Below are 12,907 nucleotides of genomic sequence, written 5' to 3' on the forward strand. Positions count from 1 at the left end.
GTTATCCGCGCTCCCTCGCTACAGGGTCGCATGTTTACCGACCACGGCCACGCATTGGCGGCCCGATCAGCGAACGCATCCGGTGACACGTCAGCAGTCTCCAGCGGTCAGATGGTGATCGTATGCGCGTAGTCGCCAAGTTCGGTGGAACGAGCCTGGGCAGCGGCGACCGTATCGAGCGTGCGGCGGACTCGATCGCCAGCACAGTCGACGCCGGCCATGAGATCGCAGTCGTCGCGAGCGCGATGGGATCGACCACCGACGACCTCCTCGAAGACATCACCTTCGAGACCAACGATGTCGACCGTGCAGAGATCGTTTCGATGGGCGAGCGAACCAGTGTTCGGATGCTCAAGGCAGCGCTCTCGGTTCGCGATGTCGACGCGGTCTTCCTCGAACCCGGTGACGAACACTGGCCGGTCGTCACGAACGAACTCGGCGAGGTCGACGTCGAAGAGACCAAACATCGCGCGGCAGCACTCGCCGACCGACTCGACGGGGTCGTCCCAGTCGTCACGGGGTTCCTCGCTGAAGCTCACGACGGCACGGTCACCACTCTCGGCCGCGGCGGCTCCGACACGAGCGCCGTCATGCTCGGCAATTACATGGACGCCGACGAAGTCGTCATCGTCACCGACGTTGAAGGCGTCATGACCGGCGATCCACGCGTCGTTGAGGGCGCGAGAAATGTCGGTGAAATCACTGTCGACGAGCTTCGAAACCTCTCGTTCCGAGGCGCAGAGGTCGTCGCTCCATCGGCACTGTCGTACAAAAACGGACACCTCGACGTCCGCGTAGTCCACTATCAACATGGTGACCTTCTCAGCGGTGGGACCCGCATTGAGGGGCAGTTCGAGAGCCTCATCGACATGCGTGAGACCTCGCTTGCATGTCTCACGGTCGCCGGACGAGCGTTGCGAAATCGACACGGCATTCTGGCTGACCTCGCGAATGGACTCCAGGACGATGAGATAAATGTTGATGCGGTCGCTTCCGGGATGGACTCGGTGACGTTCTACGTCGACGAAGCTGTCGCAGAGCAGGCCGAAGCCGTGTTACACGAGACGGTCGTTTCTGATGAGACACTTTCGTCTGTGACCGTCGACGACCCAATCGCAGCCATTCGGGTGACCGGTGGGGAGTTCCCGAATCGACCGGGCGTCATTCAGACGATCATCGCGCCGTTAGCGGAGGCCGGGATCAACATCATTGACCTGATCACGAGCGCGACTTCAGTTGCCGTGTTCGTCCACTGGGACGACCGTGAGGAAGCCCTCGACATCGTGCAGGGCCGGTTCGACTGAGCAAGCGAGCGCGACGAGTCGACGCACGCGTTCTGCTGACCAGCCCCGTCACTCCTCACCGAGGTGGTCTGCATCGAGTCGGAACCGAGTGGTCGTCTGGCCGTCGAACCGCGGGCCTGCCCCTACGGCGACGAACCCCGCCGCTTCAACCGGTCTGACGCGCTCCGGTTCGCTGTCGACGACCACGACCTCAACGTCCATCGATTCACGCCTCGCGAACCGCTTTGGCACCTCAAGCAGCTGCTCGACAATTGCTGGTGTCCCGGCGAAACTGGTGACGTGAACCTGCTCGTCCATGGCGTCGAATGCGACGAACCCCGCCACTTCTGTCTGTGATCGGTCGCCCGACGCACCAGTACCGGTTTGGTTGGTCAACTCTGTGCTGCGATCGACACGCTCCCCGCTGCGTCTGAGTCTATCGTTTCTCGCTTCGCTACCTTCGGGTTCATCGTTGTGCTCCCCAACGACGACCGTACGTTGGTGGATCATCTCCACGATTGCGTCCGTTGGCCTGTCACGGAGGTCGGCGAGCGCCGCCGCATCGGCCTCGACCGCGTCACGGACTCGCATAGGCACACTATCTCGTGCCGACAGATAAGTCCGTGGACGGCTCACGTTGATCTCGATCGACCACGGCCGAGCTCGACAGAATGACTTTAATCCGATGACACACAATAATCGCGTATGAGCAAATCCACCAAAATCGTCGTTAGCACTGTGGCCGCCTCGGCTACGCTTGCGGTTCTCATCGTTCTCTCGTACGTCTTTGGAACCGCTGGTTGATGTTTTCACCACACGATCTCCACGCTGACGTCGCCGCCGTCCGAGACCGCTACGCCCCAGAATCCCCGGTCCTTGACGTCGATGCCTCGTTCGAGACGCTCCCTCCGGCGACCGCAGAAGACCTCGGTCTCTTCGTCGACGGGTTGGATCCCGCCTCGAGCCCAGCTGAGTGGCTTCCGGAGACCGTTCCAGACCCACTCCGTCGGTACGCCGGGCCGTCGTTCACCGTCGGGCTCCAAGCCGCTGGAACCGTCGTCCGGACGACACAGACAACGCCGCAGGCGCTGTTAGTAAAACCACGCGCGAAGACGACACCAAATGATTTCTTAGCGTTCTTGATCGCCGATCGACTGGTTCAGGTCGATGTCGACCCCGTTCCAGAGGCGATCGCTGGGGTCGACGAGCCGACTCCCGACCTCCCTGAGACGTTCCTCCCGTTCTTCGGTCCTCGGTATCCCGATTTGGACGCGGCGGTCCGGGGTCCCGAATCGGCACGGACGACTGATGCGCGGTTCGGCCCCGCAGATGTCTACCAGATCGCAGCCGCGCTGTTCGACGCCTGGGTCGGCCTCCACACCCGGTCAGTGTTCGCATCGTGGGAAGACGAATTCCCCAGGTTGTTCGAGGCATGGGTCGACGCCGGTGACCGAGTCGAAGGTCGGCTTCCGGAGCTCTCCGGAGCGGTCGCCCGCGGCGAGACGGACTTTGCAAGTGCGACGGAGTACGCCTGTTCGGCAGTGCGCCACGGCCTTGAGTTGCCGGCGCCGTTCGCCGCACTCGACACCGCAGCCTACCGTGATCGCGGTGCGCCCTACGCGATAAAGTGGGCAGAGAAGACGTTCGCGTCGATGCGCGAGGAAGTTTGATATCTCCCTGCGCTAAAGCGCGAGCCGTTCTCCTCTATTCTTCATACTGGTGTAGTGATACGCCATCGCCCAGCGAACTACTATCTGTCACCGAACACACCGTACGTTCTACGACTGCTTCGTAGTCGACGTCGACAGTCGCTCAGTAGTCGACGTCGACGCTCCCGTCTTCGTCGAGACTGATGACTCCCTCGAACAGGTCACGGAATCGGTCGAGCGTCGCGACTTCGTGGACCTCTTCGGAGAGGTGAAAGATACCGACCGCGTCGTGTGCCTCGAGCAACTCGAGCATCGCCTCTGCTGCTTCGTACACCGCGTCATCGTCCGCGTAGTACGCCATCTCGGTGAGTGAGTCCACGGAGACTCGCCGTTTGCCCGTCGTCTCCTCGAGGAACCGCCCGACCCGGTCGACGACCCCGTCGAGATCGTCCGGCGCAGAGACGTAGTACACGTCGTCTGCAGAACGCCGTGAGTACCCGCGTTCGACCGAGAGCGTATCCAGTATCGTGGCGTTTGTCTCGTCGACGTCGTAGTACTCAAGCTTCTGTTCGACCTCGCGGGCGGTCGTTCGCGTCGAGACGACGAGGAACGCGTCGGTGTCGGTCTTCAAAAAGTCGGTGTCGATCCGGTCTGTCTCACCGATACTCGGGTGGACGAGCAGCAACCCCGTCCCGCCTGGGATCGTCTCTGGCCCGTTCTCGATCGCGAGGGCATAGTCCATACCAACCGGAACTCCCGGACCGACTTAATCGTGCGGGACCGCGACCTCACAGGTCGGCGTCGGACCGCTTTTTACGCCCCCGCCCGACCGTCACAGCACGGATGGAGGGACGCCAGCGCGCACGCGACATCTACCGGCAGGCGCTCCCGGTCGTCCTGCTCAGCCTTATCGCCGGGTTATTCTCGGGGACGCTGCTCGGCACCGAGACGATGCGCGCGAGTATCGAGCGCGTCCCCGGTATTCTGCTCTTGTTGCCGGCATTTCTCGCGACGCGTGGCGGAGTGTATGGCTCTCTCGGGGCCCGTCTCTCGAGCGGTCTCCATCAGGGTGTGATCACACCCCAGCTCACGCTCGACCGCCGGATCACGAACGCTATCGTCGCATCGTTTATTAACGGTATCACGATCTCAGTGTTCATCGCGGTCACGACGTACCTAACGCTGTTCGTCTTGGGTGGTGGCGGAAATTTATTCAAACTCGTCGGCATCATGCTCGTCGCGGGCGGCCTCTCGGCCGTGTTGATGCTCTCGGTGTTGGTCGTAGTCATCTTCGTCGGCTACCGTCACGGGCTCGATCCCGACAACGTCATTGGCCCTGTCGTGACCACACTGGGTGATGTCTTTGGAGTCATCTTCTTGCTCGTCGGTATCCGCGCCGTCGAGGTGATTCTGTGACGTCCCCCTCCGACGGGTCAACACCGGATCCACTACAAGAGCCGTCGTCCGTCGCGCCCGAATGGTCGGTCCGGCACATCGTCTGGACGATGATTCCCCTCTTGGCTGCGCTCTCTGTGCTCCAACTCGTCTCTGGGAGCGTCCTCGAAGGGTACGAGGCGACGTTGCTTCGGTACCCGGCACTTCTCGTGTTGGTACCGGTCCAGATTGGGACCGCCGGTAACCTCGCGTCGATCATGTGCTCGCGGCTTACCACCCAGCTCTACTTAGGGACCTACGAGCCGACGTTGTCGAATCCCGGTGTCAGAGCGAACGTAGTGGCTGTATTCGCCTTAGCAGCGACGGTCTTCTCGCTCGTTGGCGTCGCCGCCTGGGCGCTTGGTCTCGCGCTCGGTGGTGGACTCGGGCTCGGACGCGTGCTCGTTATCTCGCTCGGCTCCGGGATGCTTCTTGCCGTGCTGGTCGTGACGACGAGCGTCGTCGCCGTCGAAGCGTCGTACCGGGTCGGGCTCAACCCCGACGATACCACGATTCCGATCGTCACGAACGTGTGTGACGTCGTTGGCGTGGTGATCTTGTTCGGTGTCGTCACGCTCGTCCTGTGATATACCGAGCGCAACTACCGATCCCCCTAGGCCGCCGGCCGCTACACCACGAGTCACAATCACGAGTCAAAACAAACTATCAGCCGTCGCAGCGCCAACCACGCTGAACACGGCGCTCACCGAGACAGCCTTCGCCGTCGTCGCCCACCCGACCCCGCCAAGGAACGTGCTTGGAGCGTCGAACAGCACGGCGAGCGCAAGCGTCGACCCGAACGCCACCGCCAGGAGCGACAGAAACCGGACGGGAACCCCAGCGACGTCGCGCTCAAGCTCCGGGTCGCGACCGGTGTCCGCCTGGTACAACGCGCCGTAGCCGACGAGGGCCACGACGAGAACCGTGAGCAGTCCCTGAATCACGTTCATCCCGCGCGCGAGCAGCCACACCTCTTCGGTGACGACGAACGGTCCGGCCAACAGAGAGCCCCCGACGACCTGTTGTGCGGAATCCGCGAACCGGAATCGTCGCCGTCTGGCTCGCCTCGACAGTCGTCGGCGCGAGTCGTCCATACGTCGGACACCTCACAGGTACGCAAAAAGTCGTCGCCGTCACCGGAATTGCGGTCGTCTCCGTCGCCCGTCGATCCGGTTTTTACCCCACCGACCGTTCTTTGCTCATGAGCGTCAGAGCGGAATTCGACGAGTGGGCAACGACCGGCAGAGACCGCGGAATGGAGCAACGACACTGGCACACCGCAAAACACGCGCTCGCTCGGATGCCGGTCGAGACGGGCCAGACCGTCCTCGACCTCGGTACCGGCTCCGGTTACGCACTCCGGGCACTTCGCGAGCGTGACATCGGCCGCGGGTACGGTCTTGACGGTGCCCCAGAAATGGTCCGTAATGCGCGACGGTACACCGATGACGACGCCATTGGCTTCCTTCGAGGGGACTTCGACACGCTCCCCTTTGGCGACAACACCATCGACCACGTGTTTTCGATGGAAGCGTTCTACTACGCACAGAACCCCCACTCGACGCTCGAGGAGATTCACCGCGTACTTCGCCCCGGTGGGACGTTCTACTGTGCGGTGAACTACTTCATCGAAAGTGAGTCGACCCACGAGTGGCAGTCGCAAATCTCCGTGCCAATGACGCTGTGGAGCCGAACCGAATACCGTGCGGCGTTTCGGGAGGCCGGTTTGGCCGTTGCTGAACAGGATGCGATCCCTGACCGTGAAGTCGAAATACCCCCGGAATCGGCGTTTCCAACCGACGACTGGGAGCGTCGTGCAGACATGGTCGACCGGTACCGGACGTGGGGGACGCTGTTGACAGTTGGCGTCGCCCCCTAACAACCGGCACTGCGCCCTACTGGCCGAAGATACAGCCGAGTAGCGACGACAGCTGTGAACCGCCTCGGGGTCAAGTGGTTCGAGACGCGAAGCGTCTCGTCATCACTGAAATCGGAGATTTCCGTACGACCCCGAGGCACTCGCCTTGCTCATCTGTAGACGGCCCAGCCCGTCATAACCGAGCCCGTTAAGAGGGAACCGTGGAAAAGCTGATCCGATAATGCCCAGCGGAGAGTACGACCCCGACACCGCCGAGCCCCACTGGCAGCGGCGATGGGTCGACGAGGAGACGTACGCGTATCCCGACGACGGAGTCGACCCGAACACTGCGTTCTCCATCGACACCCCTCCGCCGACGGTCTCCGGGAGCTTACACTGGGGTCACGTGTACGGGTCGATCCTCCAGGACATCGTGGCTCGGTTCCACCGAATGTACGACAGCGAGGTGTTCTATCCGTTCGGCTACGACGACAACGGGATCGCCTCCGAGCGGCTCACCGAGCGCGAACTCGACGTCCGGCATCAAGACTTCGACCGCGGTGCGTTCCAAGAGAAGTGCCGGAGCGTGTGTGCGGAGTACGAGGCAGACTTCACCGAGAAAATGCAGGGTGTTGGCCTCTCTATCGACTGGAATAACACCTACCGGACGATCTCACCCACGGTCCAGCGCGTCTCTCAGCTCTCGTTTATCGACCTCTACGAGAAGGGCCGCGAGTACCGCCAGGAAGCGCCAGCCATCTGGTGTCCCGAGTGTCAGACTGCCATCTCACAGGTCGAAACCGAAGACGACGAGCGAGGCTCACACTTTCACGACATCGAGTTCGGTGTCGTCGATAACGGGACGGCTACCCCGGCAGCGGATGCGGCCGCCGCAGACGACGCGAGCGATTCAGCCGCCGCACCCGTTCCGGATGCGTTCACGATCTCGACGACCCGCCCCGAGCTGCTCCCTGCGTGTGTCGCCGTCTTCGTTCACCCGGATGATGAGGCGAACCAGCCGCTTGTCGGCCAGACGGCTGCAGTGCCCTTGTTCGGTCACGAGGTGCCGATCCTCGCCGATGACCGCGTCGACATGGAGACCGGGTCCGGCGTCGTGATGTGTTGTACCTTCGGTGACCAGACCGATATCGAGTGGTACCAGGCACACGAGCTTGACCTCCGTGTCGCTATCGATGAGTCCGGCCACCTGACCGACGTCGCAGAGACGTACGAAGGGCTCCACGCGGACGAGGCGCGTGAGGCGATCGTCGACGACCTCGACGACGCGGGCGCCCTGTTGGACCGCTGGGAGATCACCCATACGGTGAACGTCCACGAGCGCTGTAACACGAGCGTCGAGTTCCTCGTGACCGAACAATGGTACATCGAGGTGCTCGACAAACGCGAGGAGTACCTCCAGGCCGGTCGCGAGATGACGTGGTTCCCAGAGAAGATGTTCACCCGCTACGAACACTGGATCGACGGCCTCCAGTGGGACTGGCTCATCTCGCGACAGCGCTCATCGGGCATCCCGTTCCCGGTGTGGTACTGTGCATCGTGTGACCACGAAGTCCTCGCGGCAAAAGCTGACCTTCCGGTTGACCCGCTCGCCGACGGCCCTCCGATCGACACCTGTCCTGAGTGTGGACACGACGCGTTCGTTCCCGAAGACGACGTCCTCGACACCTGGGCGACCTCGTCGCTCACCCCGCTTATCAACGCCGGATGGGACTGGGACGCCGATGCCAGCGAGTTCACCATGGCGCGTCCGGAGATCTATCCGATGGACGTCCGCCCGCAGGGTCACGACATCATCTCCTTCTGGTTGTTCCACACCGTCATCAAGTGTTATGAACACACCGGCGAGGTGCCGTTCGAGTCGACGATGATCAACGGAATGGTCCTCGATGAGAACCGCGAGAAGATGTCAAAGTCGAAAGGTAACGTCGTCGACCCCGATGCCGTCTTATCGGAGTACCCCGTAGACGCTGCCCGGTACTGGGCGGCCGGCTCGGCGATTGGCGACGACCTTCCATATCAAGAGAAAGGACTACGCGCAGGTGAAAAGCTCATCCGTAAGCTGTGGAACGCCTCGAAACTCGTCGAGTCACTCGCGCCCGACCCGTACCCGACACGACCCGCAGACGGACTCCGCGAGCTCGACCGCTGGCTACTGGCCGAACTCGACCGCGAGATCGAGACGCTCACGAACCGACTCCAGAATCGCGAGTTCTCGAAGGCGCGCGACGGGCTTCGAAGCTTCTTCTGGAACACGTTCTGTGACGACTACCTCGAGATCGCCAAGCAACGCGCGGACGACTCCGCGGCATACACCCTCCGGACGGCCCACCGCCGATTCCTGCGGCTGTTCGCGCCGATCCTCGCACACGTCACCGAGTCGATCTGGCAGGAGACCTACGCGGCCGATGCCGCGGCCGAGGCCACGGTCGATGCCACCAATGCCGACGCCACCACTGTTGCCGACGACTTTGACCCGGCTGTCGTTCCCTCGAGCGACCCAGACGGCTCTGTTCATCTCGCGTCGTGGCCCGACCCGCTCGGTGTCGATGCTGACGCCGAGGGCGGACATGCTGCGATGGCTGTCGTCGGCGCGCTTCGACGGTACAAAAGCGAGCGTCAACTCCCGCTTACCGCGCCCATCGATGCGGTCGAGGTGTACGCCGATGTCCGCGACTTCGAAGCCGACATCACTGGCGTGATGCACGTCACAGACCTCACGGTCCATCCGGATGCCGAACCCCCAGTCGAGACAGTGACCACGGGGGTCGACCTCGCGTACGCTACCGTTGGACCCACCTATGGCGACAAGGTTGGTGACATCGAGGCAGGGATCGCGGACGGCGCGTACGAGGTTGTCGACGACGAGCTCCACGTTGCTGGCGAAACGCTTGCGCCGGAGGCGTTCTCACTCGAAGTTGACAGACGGTACACCGGCGAGGGTGAGCTGCTTGAGGCGGACGGGGTGGCGGTCATCGTCCGGAGTGAACCAAACGACTGATCCCGTCACTCGAGGTCAGCGCCGACCGCGTCTGTGACGGTCTCGAAGCCGTCTCGATCGAGCAGTTCGAGCAGCCCGCGGTTGATATCTCGGGCAACTCCCGGCCCCTCGTACACCAGTGCGGTGTACAGCTGGACGACCGAGGCGCCGGCGCGAATCTTCTCATAGGCACCTTCGGCGTCGGCGATGCCGCCGACACCGACGACTGGGACGTCCGTGCGCTCGGCGACAAACCGGATCAGCTCGGTCGCGGCCGTCTCGATTGGCGCTCCAGAGAGACCGCCCCGCTCCGCCCGACTATGGCTATGGAGGTCATCGGGGCGGGAGACCGTTGTGTTCGTCGCGATCACCCCATCGAGGTCGAGGTCGTCGACGACTCGGAGCGCTTCTGTGACCGCCGGGCGCGGCAGGTCCGGTGAGAGCTTCACGAGCAGGGGTGACGCCCCAGCCGACACGAGCGCGCCGAGAATTGACTCGAGCGCCTCGCGGTTCTGTAACTCGCGGAGCCCCGGGGTGTTCGGGCTCGAGACGTTCACGACGAAGTAGTCGCCCCCATCGGCCACGCGCTCGTATGTGTAACAGTAGTCGTCTGCCGCCTCTGTCAGCGGGGTCGACTTCGACTTCCCGATGTTCACACCGACCGGCACGTCGGGCAGCGGCTCGCGGTCGAGTCGACGCCCGACAGTATCGGCGCCCTCATTGTTGAACCCCATGCGGTTGATCAGCGCGTCGTCTTCTTTGAGTCGGAAGAGGCGAGGCTGTGGGTTGCCTGGCTGTCCCTCTGCGGTTACGCCGCCGATCTCGACATGTCCGAAGCCCAGTGCGGCGAGCGCTCGAGGGACTCGCGCGTTCTTGTCGAATCCGGCGGCGACGCCGATTGGGTTGTCGAACGTACATTCGAACGCCTCCGTCTGGAGCCGCTCGTCGTGGACGCGGTACCGGCGACGCAGTCCCGCAGTGACCGGCGTTCCCTGCACGCCGCGCAGGAGCCGCTGTGTCACGTCGTGTGCCGTTTCTGGAGGGAGTGTGAAAAGCGCCGGCTTCAGGCGGTCGTACAGACCCATCTATGTGACGTCGTCGTCGACAGGTATCAATCCGCCGACCGACGGCCGGCATAGGAAGGTGCCCTCCGTGCCTTCGGCGTTGATGACGCTCAGAAGTCGTGCTCGAGCTGATCGGGGTCCGCGTCCGCCCGCTGGATGATTATCTTCCCATCTCGGACCCGGACGAACACTTCGTCGCCGATATCCATGCCGGCGACGGCGAGCTCGTCTTCGTGGAGATTCACGTGGACGTTGTGATACTCCCCATCGTCGTCTTTGGCCCCACTCGGGCTGAGCTTCTTTTTACGGACCATCGCGGCTGTATGGCTCGCACTTCGCCAGAAGAGACATATAAGTGTTGGTTGGGCGTCGTCAGGTGGCGATCACACTGAGCTCTCGTAGAACAGAAATGTCACTGCGACCGCCGCAAAGAGGTCGGGTAAGAAAGTGAACGGGCCGAGTCCGCTCCCTCGATAACCGAGTGTCAATGCGACCAACGGACTTGACGTGAGCGCGTACAACAACAGTGCCGCGGTGAACGCGAGGAGGCTGAGCGTGAATCGGTTCGGAAGTTCCCGATAGAGCCGCGCGTACGTCCCGGCGAGCACCGCGAGCAGGACGACAGTGTACGTCGAGACGAACAGCTTCACGGTGACGAGTTGCTCGAGCGGATGCCCGTTCACGACTCCGGGCCCTGGGCCCATTCGCGGCCGCATCGACACCGTTGACACGAGTACGCGCGGTGCGACGGCTGTCACCACCGCAGCCACCACCACTGCGGCTCCGACGACCGTCGCGGTTCGACGTATCGGCGTCGACGCCGGTGTCTCACTCACGCTGTCTCACCTGCTGGCACGACGTCCGCGAGGTCGGCTTTTCGTGCCACCTCATCGAGAACGTCGCGGTTTGCTTCCATCCGGTCTGTCAGAAAAAACGTTTTTCCGTAGTTGTCTCCCATCGTCATGAGTACATTGTTCTCGACGAGGATCTCGAGGTGGTGCTGTGTCGTCTTGTAGTCGAGGTCGAGCGCGTTCGACAGCTGGTTGGTGTTCATCGGCGTCTCGTCGAGTGTCCGGATGATTCGGAGTCGGTTTCGGCCGCCGCGTGACCCGCCAATGAGCCACCACAGCACGCGTCGCATCTATTTGTGTCGTCGATACGGGTGGTGATAAAACAGTGGCGTCACCACCATCGCGTGGGCGCGTGTCGTCGATCGACCGATGAGACCGGTCACGCACCCGGACCGTGCGGGCCGCTTCCGTCACCGCTCCCGTCACGGAGTGGACCGGTTCCGTCGCCACTTCCACCTGCGTCTCCGTGTGGGCCGTGGCCGTGGCCGTGGCCGTGTGGACCGTTACCGCTGCCGCGCTCTGCTCGCTGCGCACCTATCTCGGCTGGGCGGTCGACACCAAACTCGGCCAACCTGTCGTGGACCGCGGTCTGAATCGCTTCGTGTGAGGCATTTTCGGCCTCGAGGTCTGCGACGAGCGTCTCAAGTTCGGCTGTCTGGTCGTCCGTCAGGGGGAACCGCTCTCCGAGGGCCGTCGCGTTCGGCACCCCATCATCGCAGATGGGACCGACCGTATCGTCATCTGTAAGGAGCGTGTCCCCGGCCTGGGCTGTGCCGCTCTCGGCTGGGGGCTGTGCACCGAGAACCCCTCCCGCCATGACCGCCCCTCCGATAACGAGGGTGGCGACGAGAGCGATCCCGACTGTGGTTCGAGTGGGCATGGGTTGTACCTCCAGTTGATCCGTCGTCTGGCAGCCAAAAGACTATTTTCCGAACTCGATAGGGGGTTCGCCCAGAGTTAGGCCAAAATTCGTCCCACCTCTCTCCGTATGTTCCTTCCGGTAGTGCACACCCGCATATGCCGGTACGACCGACACGTTGTCACCGCTAGCATCGCGGCTGTCCGCCGGATGCCGTTTCATTTTGCCGATATATTTATTACAGGCTGTGTGCTGGGTTGACACGGAGGCAAAACCATGGTACGTGAAGACGGTAAGCGGAATTTTGCGCTTCGGGAGGCAGACGGCTCCGAGCCGAGTGAGTTCTCGGGAAGTATGCCGAGACAGGCGGCACTCAAGGCGGCCCGAACGCTTGAACCGGCACCCTCCGAGGCGGAGGCGCAACGAGAGACGATACGACTCCGCGAGAAGGGGACACAGAAAGTCCACGAGTACGAGGGGTGGGCGTGGAAAGAGAGCGCGCCCGAGGTTGACGAACAAGCGGGTGACTTCTGGCTTAACGACCTCGAGGAGATCACGAAAGCCAACGTCTCGAAACAGGGTATCGAGTACCTCGACGAGGAGTGAGGCCGCCGAACCGCTCACACAGCTGACTTCTTTGTGGAGCGCTGTCCGAACCACTACCGACGCCCTTCAGCCGTGGTTTTAATGACTCCGGGAACTGCCCCCTGACAGCTTTCCGAATTTGGTAGCTTGGATCGGGCCGTCAACTCGTCTTCTCATTTACTCATGTTGTCCCTTCGCGTGGTACTAAGTTCCCATGAAACCGCGTGACGTAGCGGCCACGCTTCGACGGGGTTAAATGTACCCCGGGCATTCGAATGAATGTGACAAGCCCCACGCGGGGCAACACCGGCCACTCACCCATACCA

Annotated in this window: 16 protein-coding genes; 8 read left to right on the forward strand and 8 right to left on the reverse strand. The window is 62.5% G+C overall.

Features of this window, described 5'->3' with window-relative positions; all coding sequences use genetic code 11:
- Positions 1-122 precede the first annotated feature (122 nt).
- On the forward strand, positions 123-1,304 hold the full coding sequence (locus ACWUI7_RS13160) for an aspartate kinase (RefSeq protein WP_496642660.1): 1,182 nt from the start codon (positions 123-125) through the stop codon (positions 1,302-1,304).
- A gap of 48 nt (positions 1,305-1,352) precedes the next feature.
- On the opposite strand, the gene ACWUI7_RS13165 is transcribed toward ACWUI7_RS13160, so the two are convergent.
- Complete coding sequence (locus ACWUI7_RS13165) at positions 1,353-1,874, reverse strand: hypothetical protein (RefSeq protein ID WP_496642661.1); 522 nt, start codon at positions 1,872-1,874, stop codon at positions 1,353-1,355.
- A 114-nt stretch (positions 1,875-1,988) separates the two neighbouring features.
- Here ACWUI7_RS13165 and ACWUI7_RS13170 point away from each other — a divergent pair, with 114 nt between their 5' ends.
- Positions 1,989-2,087 carry a hypothetical protein gene (locus tag ACWUI7_RS13170; RefSeq protein WP_496642662.1) on the forward strand — a complete coding sequence of 33 codons (99 nt, stop codon included), beginning with the start codon at positions 1,989-1,991 and terminating at the stop codon, positions 2,085-2,087.
- Positions 2,087-2,953, forward strand: coding sequence for a DUF7089 family protein (locus ACWUI7_RS13175; protein WP_496642663.1), 867 nt, complete (start codon positions 2,087-2,089; stop codon positions 2,951-2,953). Before ACWUI7_RS13170 ends, ACWUI7_RS13175 begins: the two co-directional genes overlap by 1 nt.
- Positions 2,954-3,095: 142 nt before the next feature.
- On the opposite strand, the gene ACWUI7_RS13180 is transcribed toward ACWUI7_RS13175, so the two are convergent.
- Entirely contained in the window at positions 3,096-3,674 is a 579-nt protein-coding gene (locus tag ACWUI7_RS13180; protein WP_496642664.1) for a DUF7090 family protein, read from the reverse strand.
- Positions 3,675-3,775: 101 nt separating this feature from the next.
- Here ACWUI7_RS13180 and ACWUI7_RS13185 point away from each other — a divergent pair, with 101 nt between their 5' ends.
- Entirely contained in the window at positions 3,776-4,348 is a 573-nt protein-coding gene (locus tag ACWUI7_RS13185) for a magnesium transporter (RefSeq protein WP_496642665.1), read from the forward strand.
- Positions 4,349-4,437: 89 nt separating this feature from the next.
- A complete protein-coding gene (locus tag ACWUI7_RS13190; protein ID WP_496642676.1) occupies positions 4,438-4,953 on the forward strand; it encodes a magnesium transporter in 516 nt (171 codons plus the stop codon).
- Positions 4,954-5,019: 66 nt separating this feature from the next.
- Here ACWUI7_RS13190 and ACWUI7_RS13195 read toward each other — a convergent pair whose 3' ends face one another.
- Positions 5,020-5,460, reverse strand: a complete 441-nt coding sequence (locus tag ACWUI7_RS13195) for a DUF2391 family protein (protein WP_496642666.1) — start codon at positions 5,458-5,460, stop codon at positions 5,020-5,022.
- A gap of 107 nt (positions 5,461-5,567) precedes the next feature.
- Here ACWUI7_RS13195 and ACWUI7_RS13200 point away from each other — a divergent pair, with 107 nt between their 5' ends.
- Both ACWUI7_RS13200 and ACWUI7_RS13205 read left to right on the forward strand, forming a co-directional pair.
- Positions 5,568-6,245 (forward strand): class I SAM-dependent methyltransferase, encoded by a 678-nt coding sequence (locus tag ACWUI7_RS13200; protein ID WP_496642667.1) that lies wholly within the window; start codon positions 5,568-5,570, stop codon positions 6,243-6,245.
- A 220-nt stretch (positions 6,246-6,465) separates the two neighbouring features.
- Positions 6,466-9,243 (forward strand): valine--tRNA ligase, encoded by a 2,778-nt coding sequence (locus ACWUI7_RS13205; protein ID WP_496642668.1) that lies wholly within the window; start codon positions 6,466-6,468, stop codon positions 9,241-9,243.
- A 5-nt stretch (positions 9,244-9,248) separates the two neighbouring features.
- Here ACWUI7_RS13205 and ACWUI7_RS13210 read toward each other — a convergent pair whose 3' ends face one another.
- From ACWUI7_RS13210 to ACWUI7_RS13230, 5 genes are all read right to left on the reverse strand, one after another.
- The gene (locus ACWUI7_RS13210) at positions 9,249-10,307 is read right to left on the reverse strand and encodes a quinone-dependent dihydroorotate dehydrogenase (RefSeq protein ID WP_496642669.1); all 1,059 of its coding nucleotides are present in this window, start codon (positions 10,305-10,307) and stop codon (positions 9,249-9,251) included.
- An 89-nt stretch (positions 10,308-10,396) separates the two neighbouring features.
- A complete protein-coding gene (locus tag ACWUI7_RS13215) occupies positions 10,397-10,600 on the reverse strand; it encodes a hypothetical protein (RefSeq protein ID WP_496642670.1) in 204 nt (67 codons plus the stop codon).
- A gap of 69 nt (positions 10,601-10,669) precedes the next feature.
- Entirely contained in the window at positions 10,670-11,122 is a 453-nt protein-coding gene (locus ACWUI7_RS13220; protein ID WP_496642671.1) for a DUF8036 family membrane protein, read from the reverse strand.
- Entirely contained in the window at positions 11,119-11,418 is a 300-nt protein-coding gene (locus ACWUI7_RS13225) for an ArsR family transcriptional regulator (protein ID WP_496642677.1), read from the reverse strand. Before ACWUI7_RS13225 ends, ACWUI7_RS13220 begins: the two co-directional genes overlap by 4 nt.
- A gap of 98 nt (positions 11,419-11,516) precedes the next feature.
- Positions 11,517-12,017 carry a hypothetical protein gene (locus ACWUI7_RS13230; protein WP_496642672.1) on the reverse strand — a complete coding sequence of 167 codons (501 nt, stop codon included), beginning with the start codon at positions 12,015-12,017 and terminating at the stop codon, positions 11,517-11,519.
- Between the two features lie 255 nt (positions 12,018-12,272).
- On the opposite strand from ACWUI7_RS13230, the gene ACWUI7_RS13235 reads away from it, so the two are divergent.
- Positions 12,273-12,602: a non-histone chromosomal MC1 family protein gene (locus ACWUI7_RS13235; protein ID WP_496642673.1), complete on the forward strand. Its 330-nt coding sequence runs from the start codon at positions 12,273-12,275 to the stop codon at positions 12,600-12,602.
- Positions 12,603-12,907 lie beyond the last annotated feature (305 nt).

It is taken from the genome of Halorubrum orientale, assembly GCF_059623105.1.

Excerpts from the sequence above, each read along its gene's own strand:
- ACWUI7_RS13160 (WP_496642660.1), top strand. The coding sequence starts at position 123 with ATGCGCGTAGTCGCCAAGTTCGGTGGAACGAGCCTGGGCAGCGGCGAC.
- ACWUI7_RS13165 (WP_496642661.1), bottom strand. The coding sequence starts at position 1,874 with ATGCGAGTCCGTGACGCGGTCGAGGCCGATGCGGCGGCGCTCGCCGAC.
- ACWUI7_RS13170 (WP_496642662.1), top strand. The coding sequence starts at position 1,989 with ATGAGCAAATCCACCAAAATCGTCGTTAGCACTGTGGCCGCCTCGGCT.
- ACWUI7_RS13175 (WP_496642663.1), top strand. The coding sequence starts at position 2,087 with ATGTTTTCACCACACGATCTCCACGCTGACGTCGCCGCCGTCCGAGAC.
- ACWUI7_RS13180 (WP_496642664.1), bottom strand. The coding sequence starts at position 3,674 with ATGGACTATGCCCTCGCGATCGAGAACGGGCCAGAGACGATCCCAGGC.
- ACWUI7_RS13185 (WP_496642665.1), top strand. The coding sequence starts at position 3,776 with ATGGAGGGACGCCAGCGCGCACGCGACATCTACCGGCAGGCGCTCCCG.
- ACWUI7_RS13190 (WP_496642676.1), top strand. The coding sequence starts at position 4,438 with ATGATTCCCCTCTTGGCTGCGCTCTCTGTGCTCCAACTCGTCTCTGGG.
- ACWUI7_RS13195 (WP_496642666.1), bottom strand. The coding sequence starts at position 5,460 with ATGGACGACTCGCGCCGACGACTGTCGAGGCGAGCCAGACGGCGACGA.
- ACWUI7_RS13200 (WP_496642667.1), top strand. The coding sequence starts at position 5,568 with ATGAGCGTCAGAGCGGAATTCGACGAGTGGGCAACGACCGGCAGAGAC.
- ACWUI7_RS13205 (WP_496642668.1), top strand. The coding sequence starts at position 6,466 with ATGCCCAGCGGAGAGTACGACCCCGACACCGCCGAGCCCCACTGGCAG.
- ACWUI7_RS13210 (WP_496642669.1), bottom strand. The coding sequence starts at position 10,307 with ATGGGTCTGTACGACCGCCTGAAGCCGGCGCTTTTCACACTCCCTCCA.
- ACWUI7_RS13215 (WP_496642670.1), bottom strand. The coding sequence starts at position 10,600 with ATGGTCCGTAAAAAGAAGCTCAGCCCGAGTGGGGCCAAAGACGACGAT.
- ACWUI7_RS13230 (WP_496642672.1), bottom strand. The coding sequence starts at position 12,017 with ATGCCCACTCGAACCACAGTCGGGATCGCTCTCGTCGCCACCCTCGTT.
- ACWUI7_RS13235 (WP_496642673.1), top strand. The coding sequence starts at position 12,273 with ATGGTACGTGAAGACGGTAAGCGGAATTTTGCGCTTCGGGAGGCAGAC.